The following is a 20,485-nucleotide window of genomic DNA, read 5'->3' as shown; positions in this document are numbered from 1 at the left end:
CCGTCGCGTCGGTCCCGAGCATCAGATCGCAGAACCAACATTTGATCGCGCCGCCTGCATCCCATACCCGATACCGTGGAGCCCCAGCATGATGACCGCCGTCGAACCCTCTGTCTTAAATGTTTTGCAGCGATTCGGCATCGTCCGCGCCGCGACGATGCGGCTGATCGAGCCCCTGACTCCCGAGGACCTGATGGTACAGTCCAGCCCGGACGCGAGCCCGGTAAAGTGGCACCTGGCCCACACAAGCTGGTTCTTTGAGACCTTCGTCCTGCGCGAGTTCCTCGCCGGATATCAGGCATTCCACCGGGACTTCCACTGGCTCTTCAACAGTTACTACAACGCTCTGGGCGAGATGCCGGAGAAGAAGCTGAGATCTTCTTTTTCGCGCCCCCCAGTTGATACCATCCTGGCCTACCGCGTGCATGTCGATTCAGCCATCGCACGCCTGCTGGAGTCGGGTTCGGTGCCGGACGATGCTCTTCGCCGCATCGTCCTCGGCCTTGAGCACGAGCAACAGCATCAGGAGCTGATCGCTACCGACGTCAAGCACGCGTTGTTCACCAATCCGCTGCACCCGGCTTATATCGAATCGAAGACCAGCGATGCTGGCGAATCGATTGCTCCGCCCGTCGAGTGGGTCTCGTTTGGCGGCGGACTGACGCAGATTGGCCTGGATCTAGACCCCGCGGACGTTAAAGCTTTTGCCTTCGACAATGAAACGCCGCGCCACAGCGTCTTCCTTGTGCCGTACTCTTTGTCGAACCGCTTGGTGACCTGCGCCGAATACCTCGCGTTCATAGAACAGAACGGCTACGCAAGGCCCGAACTTTGGCTCTCCGAGGGCTGGGCGAAGATGCGTGACGAAGGTTGGGAGGCCCCCCTCTACTGGGGCCGTGACAAGTCCACCAAATCCGGGTGGTCGGTATACACAATGCACGGAATGATCCCGCTTGAAGAGCTGAGCGAAACCGCCGTCTGTCACCTCAGCTTCTTTGAGGCAGACGCCTATGCCCGCTGGGCAGGTTGTCGACTCCCGACCGAGTTTGAATGGGAGCATGCCGCATCCACCGTTCCATCAACTGCAGGCAATTTCATCGAATCACACCTTCTGCACACATCCACCGCGCCATCCGGTGTCGGCTTGAAACAAATCTTCGGCGACACATGGGAGTGGACCTCCTCCGGCTACACCGGCTATCCCGGCTATAAGCCACTGCCCGGTGCCTTGGGCGAGTACAACGGAAAGTTCATGTCCAGCCAGGTGATCCTTCGTGGCGGATCGTGTGTAACCCCTGCCAGCCACATTCGTCCTACGTACCGCAACTTCTTTCCGCCCGCGACCCGGTGGCAGTTCTCCGGGCTTCGACTGGCACGCTAGTTTTCAAAACTTTCCCTCGATACACGCACGAAAGAAGCCGGAGACAACTTGTCCACTCTCACCGCTGTTCCTGTAGTCAACGAAATTGCTCATGCTGTGGCCTGCGAAGTCCGGGATGGTCTCACCGCCAATCCCAAAACGCTTTCGCCCTGGCTGTTTTACGATGAGGCCGGATCGAACCTCTTCGAGGAGATCACCCGGTTGCCGGAGTATTACCTGACCCGCACCGAGCGCCAGATCTTCACCGACCATGCCGATGAGATCGTCGAGCAGGCTCGCCAAGGCAAATGCCTCGCGATTGTCGAATTGGGCGCAGGCACGGCGACCAAGACCGGCATCCTTCTGCGCGCGACTCTTCGCGGACAAAGCCGTGTCGTCTATCAGCCCGTCGACGTTAGCCCGAGCGCGCTCGAAGAGGCGCGTGAGTCTTTGGAGGCCAGCTTCCCCGGCCTGACTGTCCGGCCGAATGTGGCCAACTACGTGACGGAGCCGCTCGTGATCGACCGGCCACCGTCATCACGCCTTCTCGCGCTGTACATCGGGTCGAGCATCGGCAACTTCACGCCCGCGGAGGCACGCGGAATCCTGCGGAATCTGCGTGAGCAACTGATCCCAGGCGACGCTCTTCTGCTGGGCACCGATCTCGCCCCGGGAGAGCATAAGGACGAAGCGGCACTTCTGGACGCTTACGATGATGCCGCCGGGGTAACAGCGGCGTTCAACCGCAACATTCTCGCCCGCATCAACGCCGATCTTGGAGCCGACTTCGACGCGGAGACCTTCCGCCACCGAGCAGTCTGGAACGCGGAGGCATCGCGGATTGAGATGCACCTCGAATCGACCACACGGCAGACTGTCGATATTCCCGCAAACGCGGCTTGTCCCGCGCTATCGCTGGAGTTTGAGGAAGGCGAGACCATCCACACCGAGAACAGCTACAAGTTCACCGAGGCCAGTATCGGAGAGCTATTGGGCGACTGCGGCTTTACTTCGGAGAAGTCCTTCAGGGACGCGAAAGACCTCTTCGCCGTAACGCTGGCCCGAGCCATCTAGGTTGTGAGTCAGAAATCCTGACCGGCCTCAACAGCTCGGGTGCCCCATCCATACTCGCGTCTTTTGCGAGGATGGGTGGGATGTACGCGGCGGGAATAACTGCCGCTCTGCATGACCCACCACACTAGCGTTGGTACGGGCCACTCTTGCCGCCGCTCTTACGCAGCAGCACGACCTCGCGGATGCGGATGCCTTTGTCGAGCGCCTTGGTCATGTCATACACCGTCAGAGCGGCGACAGACGCGGCCACCATCGCCTCCATCTCGACCCCTGTGCCCGCCGTGGTCGCTGCAGTCGCCTCGATAGCGACGCCACCGGACACAACCGTAGCCTGCACATCGACAAAGCTCAAGGCCAGCGGATGGCACATCGGGATCAACTCGGAAGTACGCTTGGCCGCCTGTATTCCGGCGAACCGGGCGACTTCTAACGGGTTGCCCTTGGGATTCTGCGGAAGCGCCGCGAGCACCGCCTCTGAAAGTTCGACGAAAGCCGACGCAACCGCCTCACGCTTCGTCGCAGTCTTCGCGCTGACATCGACCATGTGGGCCTGGCCAGCATCGTCGTAGTGGGAGAGCTTGTCCATCCGATAAGCCTATCGCAGCAACACGGAGATCACGTCACCCGCGCGGAACTCGGTCCTGTCCGGCGGGAAGACGGCGTAGCAGTTCGCCCGGGCATTGGCGGCGAGATCACCCGAGCCCTGCCATCCCACAAGTCTGACGGAAGCCTGCCTGAAGTCCGATTCGAGCCGTGCCGGAAGCATACGGGTCAGTCCCTGTTTGCCTTCGACATCGTGGGCAAGAGTCGCCTGCGCGAACCGTGGTCCGGAGACATCTTCCCCCAGCATCGTTCGCAGGGAGGGTTCGACAAAGCAATGAAACGTCACCTGCGTAGAGACTGGATTTCCTGGCAATCCAAAGAAATAACGAGCAGGGAAGAGCGAGCCATCTTTCCTGCGTTCGGGCAGCCGTCCGAAGACGATCGGCTTGCCGGGCTGCATCTTCACCCCGGTGAAAAAGAACTCCGCACCCAGTTCTGCCAGCACCTCTTCGACGAGGTCGTACTTGCCCATCGAGACGCCGCCCGAAAAGAGGATCAGGTCGTGCTGCCTCGCCTCGGCGATGCGTTGCAGCAGCTCTTCGCGCACGTCGCGGGCGATGGCAAGCCGATAGGGGAGCGCTCCGGCCAAATGAACCAGCGTGGCAAGAGCGTAACCGTTCGAGTTACGAATCTGCCGCGAGTTCGGCGTCTCGTGAAGCTCCACCAGCTCGTCACCCGTCGCAACGATGGCCACGGAGGGCCTGCCCGCCACCGCCAGCGTCGACTCCCCAGCCGTCGCCGCGAGGGCGATCTCCGCCGCTCCGATCGTCGAGCCAACCGCAACAACGACCTCTCCGGCGCGAGCTTCGCTACCCTGAGGTACGACATTCTCTCCTGGGCTGACGCGACGGCCTTGCTGTGCGCGGATGTTACCACCGTCTAGCTCAACATGCTCGACCATGGTCACAGCATCCGCTCCAGCGGGTAAGGGCGCGCCAGTCATGATCTCGATGGCTTCGTTGTCCGCTAGCGGAGGTCCGCTCCACACGTCCCCCGCGCGTACCTGTCCGACGATACTAAGCCAGCCGCCGGCAGAAAACGCCGTGGCGCGGACGGCAAATCCATCCCTTGTAGATCGGTCGAAAGGGGGCTGGTCTCTGTCGGCGACGATAGCCCGCGCAAGCATCCGTCCCGCCGACTCAAGCAGCGGCACTTCCTCCGTAGCTCCGGCCACGCTTCCGCGCAATTCAGCCGCGTGACGCAACACCTCATCGACTGCCGCTTCAAAGTCGAGCACCCGAAGGACGGTGGGGGGGCCCAGGGAAGTATCCGGAAGATTTGAACTGATCGCCATCACTCCAGATGATAGCCACAAAAAGGGATCTACAAAGCAAAACCCCGGGCTGAAGTGCCCGGGGTTTGTTCCTACCAATGCAAGTCTCACTACGACTTCTTTTTTCCTGCCTTGTAGCTCGACTTGACCGTCTCTCCGATCCCCGTGAGAACCTGTGTCACCTCGGCAGCATGTGCGCCTTCAGGAGCAAGCTCCAGGTACTTCTGGTAGGCGTCCACGCAGCCGGGAGGCACTGTGACCTTCTGGGTCTTCGGGTCAACGCTTGCCTTCTGAACCAGGGCCTGACCCTTGATGTAATACGCTTCAGCCTTGTTCGGGTCAGCGGCGACCGCCTTATCGGCGGCTGCAGCAGCGTCCTCCATCTTGCCGGCGTTGTAAAGCGTTGCTGCTTCGTTAAAGAGATACATACCAGCCTTTGCGGGCTCTGCTTTGGCAGCATTGTCGTAGGCGTCCGAAGCGTTTTTGGCGTCGCCGATCTTTCCATAGGCCTGGCCAATCTGGTTATAGCCGTCGGCGGCGGTCTCTGGAAGCGGCTTCTTCGAAGCCGCGTTCAAGTCGATCGCCTTCTTGTACGAGGTCACGGCGTCGGTGAACTTCTGCTGAACGTCCGGGTCGGAAGGTGACTTGCCCGAGCTCTTCGCTGCCTTCAAGTTCTTATCGGCAACCCCCAACTGCGCATCGCCCAGCGTGATCCAGAGGATCGCCTGGTCTGGGGCCTGCGTCGTTGCTTGCGTCATGGAGGTAAGCGCCGCCTCGTAGTTGCCGGCCTTGTTGTCCTCGCGCGCCTGCTTCAGGGCGACGTTGAGATTCGCAATCTTGGAGTTCGCGGCAATCGCCACAGCCGCGTTCTTCTTGTACTCCTCAAGGTTCTTCTTCTCTTCCGGCGTCATCTTGTCGACGAACTCTTTCCGGGTCATATCGAAGTTTACGACCTTGTCCTCACCGGCCTTGAAGGGCTGCTCGGTGAAGTAATCGACGACGACATCCTTCGAGGTCACTACAACGAGGTAGGTCTTCGGGTCGATGCCTGTGCCCTTGTAGTCGCCGTTAGCGTCGACCGGGAAGGTGTACGTCCATTTCACTGTCTTGGGGTCGGTGTTCTTGTCCGTCGTAAGACGAACAGTGGCATCCGGTACCGTCAAACCAGCGGCATTGTTTACGTGTCCGTGGATGCTCGCGGGGGCTGGGCCCTGGGCCTGCGCTGCAGCTGCCGACACCATAACGGCCGTCAGCAGGACAGACAGCCTGAGAGACCTTCCGCGAAACTTCACTGCAATTCGATTGATCACTTCATTCTCTCCCGCGCCGAACGTGTCGGTCGCATCTCGATTTCGCTATCTTCAAAGACTCTATCAACTTCTCTGCTGCCGCAATCTCTATATTAGGATGCCTGATGCCAGTGCATCGCTACCGCGCAACGGCGACATATGCGATTGGATCGGTCAGGCCCGCGTCGTGAAATGCCCGGAGACGCAGTGCGCAACTGTCGCACCTGCCACAGGCCTCATTCTGACCCGAATAGCATGACCAACTTACATGCAAGGGTGCACCGATTTCAACTCCAAGCCGGACAATCTCGAGCTTCAGCATCGCAATCAGCGGAGTAACGACTCGAATCTTCCCCTCCTTCGTCCCCTGGCGGATCAACTCGTTGAAGGCGTCATAGTAGGCTGGACGGCAGTCGGGGTAGCCTGAGCTGTCCTGCTCCACCGCTCCGATGAAGATCGTCTCCGCGCCGATCACCTCAGCCCAGCTGACGGCGGCCGAAAGGAAATGCGCGTTGCGGAAGGGAACGTAGGTCACCGGAACCTCGCCGCCGATCGCTTCCAGGTCGGAGGGCGCGTCCGGCACTTCGATCTCGAGATCGGTCAGCGCGGAGCCGCCGATCCGACGGAAGAGATCGATCCGCAGGTGCATGAAGTCCTTCGCTCCGATCGCGTGCGAGACGTCCAGCGCGGACTGAAGTTCGCGCGCCTCGGTTCGTTGCCCGTAGCTGAAATGGAGAGCGCAAACATCAAAGTCGCGTGCAGCAAGTGCGGCGCAGACCGTGGAGTCCATTCCTCCCGAGAGGCAGACGACCGCCTTCAGTCTTGGAGCGCCGTCGGGATCTGCCACGGTCGATGGAGAACAAACGTGCATAGAATCAGTTTATCGACCATATGACGACTATCCGCAAATTCGTGCTCGCAGCCGCGACGGTTTGGGCCACAATGGCCTCAATAACACCCGCGTTTTGCTCAGCCATTCAGGATGGCGAGCTCAAAATCGCAGAACTCGGCACCTGCAAGCTGGCAAGCGGCAAGGTCATCCTGGACTGTCGTGTCGGTTATCGCACTTACGGTCGCCTCGATGCGGCGAAGGACAACGCCGTGATCATGCCGTCGTGGCTCAATGGCCGGTCGGAGGACCTCTCATCGCTCTTTGGCGCGATGCCGTCGCCGAAGCGCCTGGTAGATACCTCCCGTTTCTTCTGCATCGCCTTCGACGCCTTCGGCGACGGAATATCCTCCTCGCCCTCGAACAGCCGACAGCAGGCGGCCATAAACTTCCCGGAGTTCAACATGGAAGACATGGCGCGAGCGCAGTACCGCGTTGTCACCGAAGTTCTCGGGATCAAACACCTCCACGCCGCTATCGGACTGTCGATGGGAGCGCACCAGGTGTTTGCCTGGACGACGCTGTATCCGAACTTCATAGATCTCGCCGTTCCCATCGTCGGTTCACCCCAGGTCACCCCGTTCGATCTGCTATCGAAGCAGATCGCCATCGATGCGATCGAGTCCGATCCCGGATATCAGGGAGGCAAGTACACCGTCGAACCACAGTTGAAGCTGGCCAACGCAGTCGGGGCTCTGATCGTCTCCGCGCCTGGCTACCGAAATGAGCAAACGACGCGCGAGAAGTTTCCGCAATGGCTAGGAGAACTGGAAGCCCCGCAGCGACAGGACGCGAACGACCGCGTCTGGCAGCTCAAGGCCATCCTTGCTCACGACATATTGCACGGAAAGACAATCGCGGAGGTCGCGCGAGCTACGCCGGTGAAGTTCCTGATCATCGTCGCGGCGGAAGATCGCATGGTTACGCCCCAGCCTGCGCTCGATTGGGCAAAGGCTGCACGAGCCGAGACTTACGTATCGCCGGGTACCTGCGCTCACCTGATCATGAACTGCGACGCGGAGGCGGTCAGCGAGCGCGTGCAAAGATTCCTGGCACAGTAACGCCGTCGGCTATTTACTCTCGACTGACTTGAGATGGAAGGTGATCGTGCCCCAGAACAACCGGGCGCGAATCTGCACCGGGATGTGGCGGGCATCGTCCGTGTACCAGATCCAGATGTTGCCACGATTCTTCACGATACCTTCCGCTGCAGTCGGCTGGACCCGTATCGTCTGGAACGTCCCTGCTGGCGTCTTGATCTCTTCCTTTGCCTCGACCTTCATCACCACGGTTACGGTGCGCATGGAGTCCGCCAGAGGGAAGCGTACTTCCTGCCCGACCACCAATGGCTGCGAGGCGGCATAGAAGATCGCCGAAAGGGAATCGGTGACGCAGGCAGGGATTGAGGCGGTAAGCGTCTTCGATGTCCCCTTCACCATGTTCTTCTCGAACTGGGTCTGCTTGCCTGCCTGGTAGTTGAAGGTCAGGTCGCTGTTGACCTTGCGCGGCCCCTCCTGCAACTGCTTGCTGAAGCCGTTCGAACATCCGGTGTGGGTATCGAAAGCCGCCTGGAACTTATCGATCACCGGGAAGAGCATATTGGTCCCGCCAACCGTGTCGGCGGTTGCGGTGATCTTCTGCTCGGTGCCCTGCTGTTCCAGGTGGAAGACCGCCGTGCCTGCGGTGAAAACGCGCCAGTCGACGTCGAAGGACAGGGTCTGTCGTTGTGGGAAGACATAACCCGGCGCGGGAGCCTGAAGAGTTGGGATCGGGGTGTATTGAGTCTGGGATGTTGACTGTGCGACCGCGCAGGCGGAGAGCAGAAGAGTCGCGGAGAGGATTGCGGAATAAAGAGGCTTCAACGAATCGGGGCTCGCACGGTCAATTTGGGATACTCAGTGAGCAGCAAGAAACCACAGCCGCGCCGCCAGCGCCGCATAGATTGCGGCCGAGCCCATAGCAGCATTGTACTCGCGATGATGCAGGTAAAGCGGCCTGGAGAAAGTACCCGCCGTCTGGCCGGTGGAGGCTGGAGTCAGTCGAGGAAGTAGCCGTGGCACCTTCGCCGCGTAGGCATCGAATTCAGAGAAATGCGCGCGAAGATACTCCTCTTCGGACAGGATGGTAGGAAGATAGATCGCCAGGAAGAGTGCTGCCAGAACGATGAAGATGACCCATCGTCCAGAGGCCGCGGCGAACCCGAAGGCGATCGCCATCGACCCCAGGTACAGCGGGTTGCGAGTATGCGCGTAGGGGCCGGTCGTGGTCAGCTCCGAGTTTTTGCGAACATATCCTGCGGCATAGCCTCGCAGCCACAGGCCAGGGAGCACCAGCAGAAGGCTGCCAAGCATAGACTGCCACGTCGGCCGCGCCAGCCACAAAAAGACCGCAGCGAAGACGAATCCCAGTGGGACCCTTATTCTGCGGGCGATCTTCTGCCACGTCGTGCGACTCTTCTTCGTCCCCTGCTCGTTCAATTCCGTTCCTTCGATTCTGTTTGCGGCAATTCCATTTGCGCCATCTCTGATTCTCGCAGCAGATCGAGCGCGGCGGCGATGACCTCTTCCACCGTGATCCTCTGCAGGCCCGCTTCCGATTGGTCATGGCGGCTATGGTCAACGACGCTCGAGCAATGCCGCAGGACGCGGCGCTTCGTGGAATAGGGCCCGGTACGGTCAGGATCGGTAGGCCCATAGAGGCCCACGACCGGACGTCCCAAGGCTGCCGCGAGATGCAGCGGTCCGGTATCTCCTGCGATCACGATAGCGGCGCGGCGCTGAAGGGCGATCATCTGGGGCATGGTTGCGGGCGCGGCGACAGCGCAGCCCAGGCTTGCCTTGACCACAGCCAGTGCAGCTGCGTCGTCTGCCTTGTAGGCGTTTACCAGCGTCGCATAACCCGCTTCGGCCAGCGCAATCGCCACGCGTCCGTAGCGTTCGTGCGGCCATTGCTTGGCTCCCCATCCGGCTGTTGGAGCGAAGAGCGCATACCGGTTCCAGAGCTCCTTCGGCAGAGTGCGGTCAAGAAAATCATCTACCCACGCCTCTGCTTCCGAGTCCACGGGAAGCCTGACCTCGCAAGCTGTCAGCGGCGAGCAGATCGCCTCGCCCAGAAGCTCGCATCCCTGGTCGATCACATGCGCCGAGTGCGTGACGACCCGGCTCTTATAGAGCCACCGGGCAGCGGATTCGCGAGGCCTTGAACGTCCTGTGTAGCGCGGGGTGCCGCTCATCCTTCCCACCAGAGAGGAACGGATGAGGCCCTGCATGTCCACGCACAGATCGTACTTCGCCGCTCGTAACTCTTTTCCTAAAGCTGCGATTCCGCTGACCGTCGCCGTCGTTAGCGGCTTTCGCTTCCACTCCTGCGTTGGTACGGTATGGCAGCGGTCGACGATGGGGCGCTTGGGATCGCCAGTGGCAACATGCTCGCCACCCTCCGCCTGCAGCAGAGGACGCCAACGCGGATCGATCACCCAGCCGATGTACCAGTCAGGATGCTGCTGACGCATCGCCGCAACCGCTGGCAGAGCGTGCAATACATCTCCCATGGCACTCGTGCGCACGATCAGAACCCGTAGAGGCGTTGTGGCGGATGCATGCGCCGCTGTCGTCGGTGTAGAGGAAGCACTCAAGCCCTGATTTTCTCACGCGGCTACGAGACTTGGGAGGCCAGCCGGGCGAGGATAACGTCGATGGCCGAGGCTTCGTCTAATAGCTCCACTTCAAGCGGCGCGACTACCACCGGGCCAATTGACCGGAGCCGATCCATCATTGCAGGTGAGAGCTTGACGGCATCTTTCTCCGTCGTCACAAAGCCATCCGCGCCCGTCTGCCGGGCAGAACGGACCAGACGTTCGATATCGCCTGCGGAGTAGCGATGATGGTCCGGGAAGGTCTCGGTGACCACGATGTCGATCCCGGCGTGGGCGAGCATTGCGAAGAATCCTTCAGGCCTGGCAAGTCCACTGAAGACGATAGGACGGGATGGATTGCCGGGTCCGTTGACGACTTCCAGATTCCGCCGAATCGTCAGGACCGGCGGCAGCGCAAACGACAATATCTTCTCCAGCTCTCGCTCGTCCTCCCGCAGCACAACGAAGTCCGCCCGACTGATCGCCCGGAGCGGCTCACGCAGATTGCCCGCTGGAAGCAGCCTGTCTTCGAAGTCCTGCCGAGTGATCAGTAACACCTCTACCTCACGCGCGAGCTTCTGGTGCTGAAAGCCGTCGTCCAAAATGTAAATGGCTCTTGTCTCGGCAGGCTCGTTGTGCTCGGCGAGCATCCCAGCTCGGTATCGATCTCGTCCCACGAAGATCTTGGCTCCAGGCGCTCGTCTGGCCAGCAACAGCGGTTCGTCGCCAAAGCGGGCCGCGTCGCCACGTGGATCGACCTGTTCTGTCAACTTGCCCACCCGACCATATCCGCGGGTGAGGATGCGGACCTCGAAGCCTCGCGCTCCCAGCAACTCCGCAAGTAGGAGCACCACAGGCGTCTTGCCGGCTCCTCCGGCCGAGAGGCTGCCCACGCTGATCACGGGATGCCCAAGTCTCCGTTGACCCAGAATTCCGCGGTCATGCAGCCATCGCTTCGTAGTGACAACGCCTGCGTAAAGAGGGACGAGAGGCAGCAGCAGCAGCCGCCAGGTAGGCGTCACAGCGCCGCGGCCCCATTGTCGGACTCAGATACCTCGTCAGAGGCGGCTGCTCGTATCTGGCCGCCCTCGCCGCTGCGGACATCCGTACGCGGCGGCAGAAGCCGCAGCAATGCAAGCGCAGTTCGCGCTGTTGCCCCGGACTGCGCCGCCGAAAGCTCGCGGCCCCGCGATCCCATGGCGTGCGCCTTCTCCCGGCTCCGCAGCAGACCGAGCAACGCCGGCCCAAGGTGCTCCTTGTCGACGATGGCGATGCCGTCATTCGCCAACATGGCCTCGACGATCTCACGAAAGTTCTCATACGAAGGGCCAATGAGAACCGGTACGCCGGCCTGCGCCGGCTCCAGCGGATTGTGTCCCCCGGCGGAGACCAGGCTGCCTCCGACAAATGCCACCGTTGCCAGCCGGTAAAGTGCGGCCAGGTCGCCGATCGTGTCGAGCAGGAAGATAGTACCTTGCTGTACGGGAACCCTTGCGCGGGCAAACGTCGTTCCTCGAAGCGCCAGAAAGCCGCGCTCCTTCAGCAGCAGTGCCACCTGGTCGAAGCGCTCGGGGTGGCGCGGAGCGATCACCAGCAGCGCCTTCGGATACGCGGCCACAATCCCTGGCCACGCATCGAGGATCATCGCCTCCTCGCCCTCCAGCGTGCTTCCGCAGACGATCAGGGCCGCATCTCCCTGAATACGCAGACGGAGGTTCGTCACCAGTGTTGTTTCCTTCGCAAGGTTGGCATCGTACTTGATGTTGCCTGTCGTCTCGATCCTGGGAGCCCCCATTCGCTCCAGCCGTCGCGCCGTCTCGTCGCTCTGTGCAAGAAAGATCGTGACCTTTTCCAGCAAGGGCCGCCATAGCGCCTTGAGCATCATGTAACGCGGGAACGACCGGTCGGAGATCCGCGCGTTGACCACGGCCACGGGTATCTCTTCGACGGCGCACTCAGAGATCAGACGGGGCCAAAGCTCGCTCTCCATCAGCACGACCAGCTCAGGCTCGAGCAGGCGAAGATAGCGGCGAACAACAAATTTGAAGTCGAGAGGGAAGTAGAAGATCGCGCATCCAATCAGACGCTCCCGGGCGAGCCGCTGACCGGCTTCGGTGGTCGTCGAGACGGCGAAGACCATTCCAGGACGCTCCCGGTTGAACTCACCGGTTCTTATCTCCTCAATAAGCCGCGCCGCTGCTAGCACCTCACCCACCGAGACAGCATGAACCCACGTCAGTGGCCTCCGGCCTCCGCCTCCGCGGCGCTCCACGCGTATGGAGGCGACGCGCTCGCGAAGCGCCGCCGGCACGAAGCCCAGCCGCGAAGCCAGGCCCGCGCGATATCGCCCGCTGGTCGCCATGCGAAACAGAAAGTATGGCACTCCCGCAACCAGCACCAGCGCCAGCAGAAAGCTGTAGATCAGCATCACCAATACCAGGTCCCCAGAGGATTCAAGACCAGACTCCGTTCTTCAGGTTCTGTAGTCCTTTACGTTCGCTACCAGCGCAGATCATAATCAAGCAGAGCCATGGCCCCACTTAATCTCTCCCCTTCGCTGGCGTTCAAGATGTCGCTTCTGGCCCTGTTGCTCCCCACGTGTACAGACTACGCTGCGGCGAGCGAAAAAAAGGCCCCGCCGGTGAGACCGGCATCACAGTATGACACCTTCGACGCTCATCCCAAAGAGAACGTCACCATAGCGGTCGAGCCTTGCGACGATCCCAAGGACTGTAGCTTCTTTCGGCTGCCCTACGTGCAGCACAGCCTTCTGCCCATCCGTGTGATCATTACCAACGACGGCGACCGTGCCGTGTCGCTCGATGACGCTCGGATGCAGTTCATTTCGGCGAACCGTGACATCATTCCAGCAGCGACGGACGACGACCTCAACCGCCGCCTCTTTCTCATGAAGAGCGTCAAGGGTTCCAAGATCCCTCTGCCCGCGCCGCTGCCTGCAATTCCCATTCATCACGCACCGGTTGATAAAAAGATTCTTCAGGATGAAAACGATTTTGGCTTCCAGGGAACGGTCGTGAACGCCCATAGCACTCTGGCGGGCTATCTGTTTTATGACGTCAAGCCGCTCGATGACCCGGCGCTCAAGGGAGCGGAGTTCTACGTGAAGATGGTGCATTCTCTGGACGGGAAGCAGGACTTCTTCTCGTTCACCATCCCCTTCGATAAATGGCTGGCCGCGCAGGATAAGAAAGAAGTGAAGAAGGACGCGCCGGCAAAGTAAGGGACCGGCTTAGATCCCTACGGGGTAAGGCTTTTCGTGCATCTCGCCGCCCTTGTTTCCCGGACGTTCGAATCGTCCCTGCAGCAGGCTCAGCAGCGCCGTGTACCAGTATCCCGCTACAAAGAGTAGAAGAAACGGCACAGTGAAGTAGTTCTCGCTGGTGATCGCGTACCAGACGGTGAAGGTGAAGTAGCAACCGATCGCCAGTTCGATCCACGGAACGATTCCAAGCCGTTTGCGGTAGACCTTCGCTTGCGACTTCTCACCCTTGTTGTTGACGCGGTACTTCGGTGTGCGGGCAAACGCGCTCTTGATGCCAAACAGCGCCTCGAGCACAGCCTTGGTATTGGTGATGGTAAGACCGACGCCCAGCGCCATCAGAAACGGGATGTATAGGAGAGTCTTGTACCAGGTCTTCGGATGCAGTTCTTTCTGGCTGACCAGGTAGAAAGACGAGACCGACATCGTGCTCGCCAGGAACAGCGGCAGGTCGATCAGCAGCATCTGTGTAGTGCCCTGCCAGCTTCGGATAATCATGGCGGGCATCAGCAGCGTGCTCAGCACGATCATCAGCGGATAGCTGATATTCGCCGTGAGGTGATACCAGGCTTCGAGCTTGGTGTGAAAAGGCTGGTCGCTCTTCAGAACACGCGGCAGAATCTTTTTTCCGGTCTGGATCAGTCCCTTGGCCCATCGCGCCTGCTGGGTCTTGAAGGCGGTCATCTCGATGGGCAACTCGGCGGGACACTCGACGTCCTGCAGGTACTTGAACTTCCATCCGATCATCTGCGCGCGATAGCTCAGGTCGGTGTCTTCGGTGAGAGTGTCATGCTGCCATCCGCCCGCCTGTGAGATCGTCTCGCGACGCCACATGCCTGCAGTGCCATTGAAGTTGAAGAAGACACCGGCGCGCGAACGGCCACCATGCTCCAGGACGAAGTGCCCGTCGAGCATGATCGCCTCTACCTGCGTCATGAAGCTGTAGTCGCGATTGAGGTGCGTCCAACGTGTCTGCACCATGCCGATCCCCGGCTCCGCGAAGTGGTGGACCACCTGCATCGCCCACTCGGGCGGAGGCACAAAGTCGGCGTCGAAGATCGCAACCAGTTCGCCCTTCGCGACATCGAGGCCCTTATCGAGCGCTCCCGCCTTATAACCGTAGCGGTTCTCGCGATGCAGATAGCGGATCGGCTGAGGGGCCATACCCGCGAATCCGGCAGCGTAGCGATCCACAATCTGCCGTGCCACTACCACCGTCTCATCGGTCGAGTCGTCGAGCACCTGAATCTCGAACCGGTCGCGCGGATAATTTATTCTGCAGCACGCGTCGATCAGCCGGTCGATGACAAACTGCTCGTTGAAGATAGGCAGTTGAATCGTGACGAAGGGGAGCTCGCCCTCGGCAAACCGCGCTGGCGGCTCACTCCACTTCGCCGCGTTCTTGCGGTTTCTGTAGTATAGCCAGACCAGTTGGTAGCGGTGGATGCCATAAAAGGCGAGGATCACCATCACGATGAAGTACGGCACCAGCAGGCACACGTCGAACGTGTTCCATCGGTAAAGGTGCTCAAAGGTGTGGTCGCCGTAATGCGTCCGCCAATAGTGGCCAAGGCCCTTCTGGCCCAGGAACATGGCGACGGCCGGCACGGCGCTGAGAGATAAAAGCAGTGTTGGCTCCAACTTGGTCAGGAAGAGTGAACAACCAGCAACCGTGCGGCCTGATCGAACCTGGAGCTTATTTTACTCGAGTGACGCGGCTACGACATTCCCTGGCTTCCGAAGCCCTGCGGGGGCGGTTACAGACGCCGAATTCGACGCCACCGGAGCCTGGCATTGACGAGTCGTGACCGGCTCAGTGCCATCAAGGTCATAGCTGGCAGAGCAGACGCTGACCACCGCCGAGATGTTCGCGTCATGAGGCGCCAGCACGGTCGCCGGAAGCGCTCCGGCAAAGATGACCGAAGCTCCAGGCACCACCGTCAGCGAAGACGATGCCACTCCCGCGCAGGAGTGGACCGGGGGTAGGTTCGCTGCGGGAGCGATCTGACCGGCGACTTGCAAAGTGATGTTCACTTCGGAGATCTCACTCTTCTGGCATGCGTCCCAGATCGCCTGTCCATCGGTCCCCACAGGAAGACTCAATATCTCTGAGGAGGCATTGGTCATCTGGATCTTATAGGTCTCACCGCTGGCACCTTCGCCCCGGCCGAGGGAGACGAGAGATATCCGCCATGGCGATGCGGCCGCGTTGCCGTGAAGGTTCGTCGCGATCGTAGTACGGCTGCTTCCCCCGGTGATGACTGGAAGAAATGCGGCAGGCGTAAGCGAAACCGTGACAGGCGCGGGAGCGGCATGGAACTGGCCGTGCGCTGTGTCTGCAGCAAAGATCGCACAGGAGAGTCCGGCAACCGCCGTCAAAGCACTGCAACGCCAGTTTCTCAAACTCATTCGAGTGAGGGCGAAATGATTCATAGAGGCATTACTCCTGGGGGATTGACGTCTCGTCCCGATATACGACTAAAGTTACACCTCGTCGATTGCGGTCGAGAAGAAATAAATTCTCGAATCTCAGCGATCGGTAACCCGTTGACTGGCGGTGAGTAACCGGTTGGCCACGGTTCATCGTTGACGAAGATCGTTCTAATTGTTGAGGTAGAAGGTCTGGTAAAGCGCATCGCGTTCCACTGGGGCGAATCCCGCATCCCTGATCACGCGGCGAAGGTCCGCCTCGGTAAAACCGGCGCGATCGGAGTTGGTCGGAGGGACGGCCCCGCCATCATTCGCTCCAAATCGGAAAGCCATCTGCATCACCTTCAGACCCTGGTCGATGCCGCTGGATTCGATGTTTTCGAAGTTGTCGAGCACCATTCGCGCGATAGCCAGCGTTCGCAGATACTCGACCGCTGTGGGCTGTTCAAACTCCGCCCGCTCGCTGTCCGGTTTGTAGCCGCTCAGGGACAAGCCGGTAAATCCCGCTGTCTCTTCCTGCAAGGCGCGCAGAGCCAGCAGCTGCTCAACTAGTTCCTCAGCCGTTGTGTCGCCTCCGAACGTAAGCTCCGCTCGGGAGTGCAACCCGACGCGATGCGCCGCCGCATGGACCGCCAGCCATCGCTCAGGTGACACACCCAGCCTGCCGCCTTCGATCGCATCAAGCCCAGCCGCTCGCAGACGCGCCAATATCTGGTCTTCGGGTACCCCGGATTCCTGCGCCATCACCATAACGTCTTTCGAGGTCAACGCTTGCATCCGCAGGGAAGGGAATCGCGCGCGAAGTGCGGTCAGCACAGATTCCATATCTTCGAGGCTGGGTGCATCGCCCGTGAGCCTTATCGCGGCCACTCCTCCATCGACTGCGGATCCAACCACGTCGAGAAGGTGTTCTGCAGTGCTGCCAAATTGAAAGCTGCGGTCGACCACATAGGTGACGATGCCGTCCGGATGCAGCCCACGACGGATCGCGTCGGCCTCCATGCCGATGCCGATCAGGTCGTCGCTACGAAAACAATCGAGTGCCTGTTGCTGGCTGATTCCCATGCTTCGATCTTACAAGCTGAGCGCTCGAAAAGCTGCAATGGAGGAGGTCTAGCGGAGGCGGTAGATCTGTACCGTCAATGCGCCGAGAGCGATCAACAGAACGATGATAATGGCCACGCCAAACTTCAGCCAGACCCGCATCGAGTTCAGGTCATTGGTAATCCACTCCAGTTGCTTAGTCTGGGTGATCCTGTGCGTCTCCGCCGCGTCTAGCGAGTCCTGTAGCGCCGCGATCTGCTTCTTCTGCTCCGCAACCTGCCGCGAGACGCTGCCGAAGACGTCCGCGACGTGGCCAATCTCTTCGCGTAGGCTGCCTGACATGGAAGCGAGCGCGGAGGCCTGCGAGCGTTCCGCCTCGCGCCGGTTCGCAAGATAGTTATCCGCCAACGGCAGCAGCCGCGTGGCGTGAGGAAGCAGTTCAACCATTTGCGCGAATAGACGTGGCCACATGCTTCCAGTCTAGGTCATAACTCCGCCGCCTAGTCAGAAGTTCACGCGAAGTGCAGGTTCGACCGAAACCGATGCCGGTGACTGCCGTAACTCAGGCGAAGATGCTCCGCTTCGCCGCACGCCGCCGCAGAATCACGGCGACCAGCGTAGAAAGCAGGATCGCGGTGATCAGCCCCTGCGACCAGACGCAGTAGATACACCACTTCTCCATCACGAAGGCCTCAAGGTAGCTGAGGAAACAAGCGCACATGAAGCCGAACTCGGCCAGATGCAGGACGATCCAGAACCGGCCAAACAGGGCGAGGAGCGCGATCAGACCATAACCGGCTATACCTACGGCTGCGACGGGGATATGGCGTGCATTCGGTGCCTCATCGAAGCTGCGGGGCGGGAAGACCGCGAACCGGCTGTGGTTCACCGCTCCACAGTCCCAATGCTCGGAGACCGCGCAGGGTGGAGCCTGAGATGGATCCATGTTGTGTACCTTCAAAGCCAGTACCGAGACGACCAGGCCCGCAATCGCGAGCAGCGCAATCAGAAATCGCATGGTGCCATATTACGTTGTCGTTGGGTCTGTTGGAGGTAGAGCCCCAGGCTTGGTTCGGCTCCCCCTCGTCTTAGCGACAGTCTTGACGACGATCGACTTCCGCGTTGACTTTTTCTTGGGAGCCGCCACCACCCGTTTTCTGGCTGGCTTCCGTGACTTCTCAGCCCTTACAGGGAGATGCGCCGCCAACCGCTGTTCCATCACCGCAACAGCCGCTGGATTCTCATCAACCAGCAGGAACTCCCGTCCGTTTCGCGCTGCCGCCGCCCCTGTCGTTCCGCTGCCGGCAAAGAAGTCCAGCACCAGGTCGCCCGGGTTCGAGTGCACCCGCACGATCCGTTCGAGAATCCCAAGCGGCTTCTGTGTCGCATAACCGGTCTTCTCTTTGCCGGTGGGCGAGACGATCGTGTGCCACCAGACATCGGTCGGAGTCTTGCCGCGCGCGGCCTTCCTTGCTCCCACCAGGGTCGGTGCCATGTAGGGAATGCGGTCGGTCGCCTCCAGATTGAAGGTATAGTGCTCCGGGTGACGGGTGTACCAGAGGATGTTGTCGTGCTTGGCCGGCCACTTCTTGGAGGCCCGTGCGCCGTAGTCATAGGCCCAGATGATCTCGTTCTGAAAGCACTCGCGCCCAAAGATCCCGTCCAGCATCACCTTGCAGTAGTGCACCTCGCGAGGATCGATATGGAAGAAGAGGCTTCCATAAGGCGACAGCACGCGGTGCGCCTCCTCCAGCCTTGGCCGCAGAAATCCCAAATAGTCCGCGAAGCTGTCGCCATAACCGGTCGTCGAAGCCGTATGTGCCGCCAGTTCCGTCCGGTACCGTTTACCGCCAAAGCCCACTCGGTCGCCCTCGGGGTCCTGTACGGTCTTCATCGCCGGCCGCGACTGCCGCTTTCCGGTATTGAAGGGCGGATCGATGTAGATCAGGGGCACCGATCCCGCTGTCAGCCCTCGTAGTACCTCCAGGTTGTCGCCGTGCACGATCCGATTCACCGTTTCAGGGTATCGCGTATCGTCCGCCGCTTTCGGCGGTCTCCCGTACCTTCGCAGGTGCCGGATTTTGGCGGCAAGGTCCCTGCCGTGTATGTTTTATGCAGAACATCCGCCTTTCCCTGATGCCCTTCGAATCTCTTACCTTCGCCATGCTGTCTGATCCCGGCCGTGTCCGTCGTCGCAACGAAGACGCCTGCGCCGGTGACGCGCTTCACGGCGTCTTCGTCGTCTGTGACGGTGTTGGCGGAGCCGCCGGAGGAGAGGTCGCCAGTCGCCTCGCCGCTGACTCCTACCTGGCCCACATGATCGAGATGCGACGGGCAGGCGTCTCGCCTGAAGTCGCAGTGCACAACGGCGTCGAGTATGCCAACCGCCTCGTGCATCGCCAGTCGAGCCAGGCCGCCGCCTTACGCGGCATGGCGACCACGCTGGTCGCGCTCTACTTCGAGCCGAGGTCTACAGACGCCGTCGTTCCTTCAGGCGTATGGCTCGCCAACGTGGGCGACAGCCGCTGCTACCGGCTCCGTAATAACGAACTCGAGCAGTTGACGCTCGACCACTCCGTCGTCGAGGAGCAGGTCCGGGCCGGCGAGATGACCCGTGAGCAGGCCGACCGCTCGCCCATCCGCAACGTCATCACTCGCGCTGTTGGCTCTGAGTCCAAGGTGCTGGCTGACGTCCAGAGAATCGATGTCCGGCCCGGAGATATGTATCTGCTCGCCTCCGATGGCCTGATGCGCGAACTCGCTAACCCTCAGATCGCGTCGATCTTGGCTGGGGCAGTGCCTGACCCAGCCGACGGGACCGAGGATGCGGACCAGCCCGTCAGCAACGCTTTGCTGATCCGGGCCGTGGAAGAACTCATCGCCTCCGCGAATCGCAACGGAGGAGGCGACAACATCACCTGCTTGCTGGTGGAGACCGTCTGAAGACTCGATTCCGGCAGAGTGCTCCTCATTCGCGCTAACATCTCATCCAGGCAGCCTTGCACCGAATATCGGCCAGTAGGCTCGCCCATCCGCATCGCTGTGAATGGGATTAGCATCGGAAGTCTGTTGAGGAGATCAGAACTTGAGCGAGCTTTACTTTGAAGACTTCTACGTTGGGCAGACCTTCCACTCTGTGGTCACGGCAAAGGTGACTGCTGAAGAGATCAAGGAATTCGGCCAGAAGTACGATCCGCAGCCCTTCCACCTCGACGAAGCCGCCGGCGAAGGCTCTTTCTTCAAGGGGCTCGCCGCCTCGGGTTGGCTGACCGCCGCTATCGTCATGCGTCTTCGCGTGCAGAGCATCCAGGTGGTCGGCGGCATGATCGGCGCTGGCGTTGAAGAGATGCGCTGGACCGAGCCCGTCCGCCCCGGTGACACCATCCGCACCGAGATCGAGGTCGCCGGTGTCCGGCAATCGACCTCGCGCAAGGACTACGGCATCGTGCGGACGCGCACTCTCGCCTACAACCAGCGCAACGAGGTCGTCCTTCGCTCGACGGTAAACTTCCTCGCCCCAGTCAAGTCCGGAGAGAAGGGTTGATTCCCACCCGGGACTGAAAGTAGACCTGCACCAGATTCGGTGCTTCCTTACCCACAGACCCGGGG

21 protein-coding genes are annotated in these 20,485 nt (G+C 60.5%); 6 read left to right on the top strand and 15 right to left on the bottom strand.

Going from position 1 to position 20,485, the window contains the following annotated elements:
• Positions 1-88 precede the first annotated feature (88 nt).
• Both egtB and egtD read left to right on the top strand, forming a co-directional pair.
• Positions 89-1,381 carry an ergothioneine biosynthesis protein EgtB gene (egtB, locus tag HDF16_RS03085; protein WP_184213672.1) on the top strand — a complete coding sequence of 431 codons (1,293 nt, stop codon included), beginning with the start codon at positions 89-91 and terminating at the stop codon, positions 1,379-1,381.
• A gap of 48 nt (positions 1,382-1,429) precedes the next feature.
• Entirely contained in the window at positions 1,430-2,434 is a 1,005-nt protein-coding gene (gene egtD / locus HDF16_RS03080; protein WP_184213671.1) for an L-histidine N(alpha)-methyltransferase, read from the top strand.
• A 124-nt stretch (positions 2,435-2,558) separates the two neighbouring features.
• Here the strand turns inward: egtD and moaC are convergent, their stop codons facing one another.
• The 4 genes from moaC to queC form a co-directional block, all read right to left on the bottom strand.
• Positions 2,559-3,020 carry a cyclic pyranopterin monophosphate synthase MoaC gene (gene moaC, locus HDF16_RS03075; RefSeq protein WP_184213670.1) on the bottom strand — a complete coding sequence of 154 codons (462 nt, stop codon included), beginning with the start codon at positions 3,018-3,020 and terminating at the stop codon, positions 2,559-2,561.
• A gap of 9 nt (positions 3,021-3,029) precedes the next feature.
• A complete protein-coding gene (locus tag HDF16_RS03070; RefSeq protein ID WP_184213669.1) occupies positions 3,030-4,331 on the bottom strand; it encodes a molybdopterin molybdotransferase MoeA in 1,302 nt (433 codons plus the stop codon).
• 89 nt (positions 4,332-4,420) lie between these two features.
• The gene (locus HDF16_RS03065; RefSeq protein WP_348641225.1) at positions 4,421-5,620 is read right to left on the bottom strand and encodes a tetratricopeptide repeat protein; all 1,200 of its coding nucleotides are present in this window, start codon (positions 5,618-5,620) and stop codon (positions 4,421-4,423) included.
• 118 nt (positions 5,621-5,738) lie between these two features.
• Entirely contained in the window at positions 5,739-6,470 is a 732-nt protein-coding gene (gene queC / locus HDF16_RS03060; RefSeq protein ID WP_184213668.1) for a 7-cyano-7-deazaguanine synthase QueC, read from the bottom strand.
• A 20-nt stretch (positions 6,471-6,490) separates the two neighbouring features.
• On the opposite strand from queC, the gene HDF16_RS03055 reads away from it, so the two are divergent.
• Positions 6,491-7,549, top strand: coding sequence for an alpha/beta fold hydrolase (locus HDF16_RS03055; RefSeq protein WP_184213667.1), 1,059 nt, complete (start codon positions 6,491-6,493; stop codon positions 7,547-7,549).
• A gap of 9 nt (positions 7,550-7,558) precedes the next feature.
• Here the strand turns inward: HDF16_RS03055 and HDF16_RS03050 are convergent, their stop codons facing one another.
• The 5 genes from HDF16_RS03050 to HDF16_RS03030 all read right to left on the bottom strand — a co-directional run bounded on the left by HDF16_RS03050 (position 7,559) and on the right by HDF16_RS03030 (position 12,550).
• On the bottom strand, positions 7,559-8,350 hold the full coding sequence (locus HDF16_RS03050) for a DUF3108 domain-containing protein (RefSeq protein WP_221312446.1): 792 nt from the start codon (positions 8,348-8,350) through the stop codon (positions 7,559-7,561).
• A 33-nt stretch (positions 8,351-8,383) separates the two neighbouring features.
• Positions 8,384-8,965: a methyltransferase family protein gene (locus HDF16_RS03045; RefSeq protein ID WP_184213666.1), complete on the bottom strand. Its 582-nt coding sequence runs from the start codon at positions 8,963-8,965 to the stop codon at positions 8,384-8,386.
• Positions 8,962-10,038 (bottom strand): glycosyltransferase family 9 protein, encoded by a 1,077-nt coding sequence (locus tag HDF16_RS03040; RefSeq protein WP_184214222.1) that lies wholly within the window; start codon positions 10,036-10,038, stop codon positions 8,962-8,964. The genes HDF16_RS03045 and HDF16_RS03040 overlap by 4 nt, the downstream gene beginning before the upstream one ends.
• 104 nt (positions 10,039-10,142) lie before the next feature.
• A complete protein-coding gene (lpxK, locus tag HDF16_RS03035; protein WP_184213665.1) occupies positions 10,143-11,144 on the bottom strand; it encodes a tetraacyldisaccharide 4'-kinase in 1,002 nt (333 codons plus the stop codon).
• Positions 11,141-12,550 carry a 3-deoxy-D-manno-octulosonic acid transferase gene (locus HDF16_RS03030; RefSeq protein ID WP_184214220.1) on the bottom strand — a complete coding sequence of 470 codons (1,410 nt, stop codon included), beginning with the start codon at positions 12,548-12,550 and terminating at the stop codon, positions 11,141-11,143. The genes lpxK and HDF16_RS03030 overlap by 4 nt, the downstream gene beginning before the upstream one ends.
• Before the next feature lie 102 nt (positions 12,551-12,652).
• On the opposite strand from HDF16_RS03030, the gene HDF16_RS03025 reads away from it, so the two are divergent.
• Positions 12,653-13,363, top strand: a complete 711-nt coding sequence (locus HDF16_RS03025) for a hypothetical protein (RefSeq protein ID WP_184213664.1) — start codon at positions 12,653-12,655, stop codon at positions 13,361-13,363.
• 9 nt (positions 13,364-13,372) lie between these two features.
• Here the strand turns inward: HDF16_RS03025 and HDF16_RS03020 are convergent, their stop codons facing one another.
• From HDF16_RS03020 to HDF16_RS02995, 6 genes are all read right to left on the bottom strand, one after another.
• Positions 13,373-14,995, bottom strand: a complete 1,623-nt coding sequence (locus tag HDF16_RS03020; RefSeq protein WP_184214218.1) for a cellulose synthase family protein — start codon at positions 14,993-14,995, stop codon at positions 13,373-13,375.
• A gap of 108 nt (positions 14,996-15,103) precedes the next feature.
• Positions 15,104-15,835: a hypothetical protein gene (locus tag HDF16_RS03015; RefSeq protein WP_184213663.1), complete on the bottom strand. Its 732-nt coding sequence runs from the start codon at positions 15,833-15,835 to the stop codon at positions 15,104-15,106.
• A 168-nt stretch (positions 15,836-16,003) separates the two neighbouring features.
• The gene (locus tag HDF16_RS03010; protein ID WP_184213662.1) at positions 16,004-16,897 is read right to left on the bottom strand and encodes a dehypoxanthine futalosine cyclase; all 894 of its coding nucleotides are present in this window, start codon (positions 16,895-16,897) and stop codon (positions 16,004-16,006) included.
• Between the two features lie 48 nt (positions 16,898-16,945).
• Complete coding sequence (locus tag HDF16_RS03005) at positions 16,946-17,347, bottom strand: hypothetical protein (protein WP_184213661.1); 402 nt, start codon at positions 17,345-17,347, stop codon at positions 16,946-16,948.
• A gap of 91 nt (positions 17,348-17,438) precedes the next feature.
• On the bottom strand, positions 17,439-17,894 hold the full coding sequence (locus HDF16_RS03000; protein ID WP_184213660.1) for a vitamin K epoxide reductase family protein: 456 nt from the start codon (positions 17,892-17,894) through the stop codon (positions 17,439-17,441).
• A 9-nt stretch (positions 17,895-17,903) separates the two neighbouring features.
• Entirely contained in the window at positions 17,904-18,890 is a 987-nt protein-coding gene (locus tag HDF16_RS02995) for a DNA methyltransferase (protein WP_184213659.1), read from the bottom strand.
• Positions 18,891-18,988: 98 nt separating this feature from the next.
• On the opposite strand from HDF16_RS02995, the gene HDF16_RS02990 reads away from it, so the two are divergent.
• Positions 18,989-19,819, top strand: a complete 831-nt coding sequence (locus HDF16_RS02990) for a PP2C family protein-serine/threonine phosphatase (protein WP_246408608.1) — start codon at positions 18,989-18,991, stop codon at positions 19,817-19,819.
• A 142-nt stretch (positions 19,820-19,961) separates the two neighbouring features.
• Positions 19,962-20,420: a MaoC family dehydratase gene (locus HDF16_RS02985; RefSeq protein ID WP_184213657.1), complete on the top strand. Its 459-nt coding sequence runs from the start codon at positions 19,962-19,964 to the stop codon at positions 20,418-20,420.
• Positions 20,421-20,485: the final 65 nt, after the last annotated feature.

The sequence above is a fragment of the Granulicella aggregans genome (assembly GCF_014203275.1).
In the GTDB taxonomy this organism is placed as follows: Bacteria; Acidobacteriota; Terriglobia; order Terriglobales; family Acidobacteriaceae; genus Edaphobacter.
Note: the sequence above shows the minus strand (reverse complement) of the source record. Positions and strands in the feature narration are given on the sequence as shown.

Bases quoted from the DNA above. Each gene is read 5' to 3' on its own strand.
- HDF16_RS03015 (WP_184213663.1), bottom strand. From the start codon at position 15,835: ATGAATCATTTCGCCCTCACTCGAATGAGTTTGAGAAACTGGCGTTGC.
- HDF16_RS03025 (WP_184213664.1), top strand. From the start codon at position 12,653: ATGGCCCCACTTAATCTCTCCCCTTCGCTGGCGTTCAAGATGTCGCTT.
- HDF16_RS03020 (WP_184214218.1), bottom strand. From the start codon at position 14,995: ATGTTCCTGGGCCAGAAGGGCCTTGGCCACTATTGGCGGACGCATTAC.
- HDF16_RS03030 (WP_184214220.1), bottom strand. From the start codon at position 12,550: ATGCTGATCTACAGCTTTCTGCTGGCGCTGGTGCTGGTTGCGGGAGTG.
- queC (WP_184213668.1), bottom strand. From the start codon at position 6,470: ATGCACGTTTGTTCTCCATCGACCGTGGCAGATCCCGACGGCGCTCCA.
- HDF16_RS02990 (WP_246408608.1), top strand. From the start codon at position 18,989: ATGCAGAACATCCGCCTTTCCCTGATGCCCTTCGAATCTCTTACCTTC.
- HDF16_RS03010 (WP_184213662.1), bottom strand. From the start codon at position 16,897: ATGGGAATCAGCCAGCAACAGGCACTCGATTGTTTTCGTAGCGACGAC.
- moaC (WP_184213670.1), bottom strand. From the start codon at position 3,020: ATGGACAAGCTCTCCCACTACGACGATGCTGGCCAGGCCCACATGGTC.
- HDF16_RS03040 (WP_184214222.1), bottom strand. From the start codon at position 10,038: ATGGGAGATGTATTGCACGCTCTGCCAGCGGTTGCGGCGATGCGTCAG.
- HDF16_RS03055 (WP_184213667.1), top strand. From the start codon at position 6,491: ATGACGACTATCCGCAAATTCGTGCTCGCAGCCGCGACGGTTTGGGCC.
- HDF16_RS03000 (WP_184213660.1), bottom strand. From the start codon at position 17,894: ATGCGATTTCTGATTGCGCTGCTCGCGATTGCGGGCCTGGTCGTCTCG.
- HDF16_RS03005 (WP_184213661.1), bottom strand. From the start codon at position 17,347: ATGTGGCCACGTCTATTCGCGCAAATGGTTGAACTGCTTCCTCACGCC.
- HDF16_RS03070 (WP_184213669.1), bottom strand. From the start codon at position 4,331: ATGGCGATCAGTTCAAATCTTCCGGATACTTCCCTGGGCCCCCCCACC.
- egtB (WP_184213672.1), top strand. From the start codon at position 89: ATGATGACCGCCGTCGAACCCTCTGTCTTAAATGTTTTGCAGCGATTC.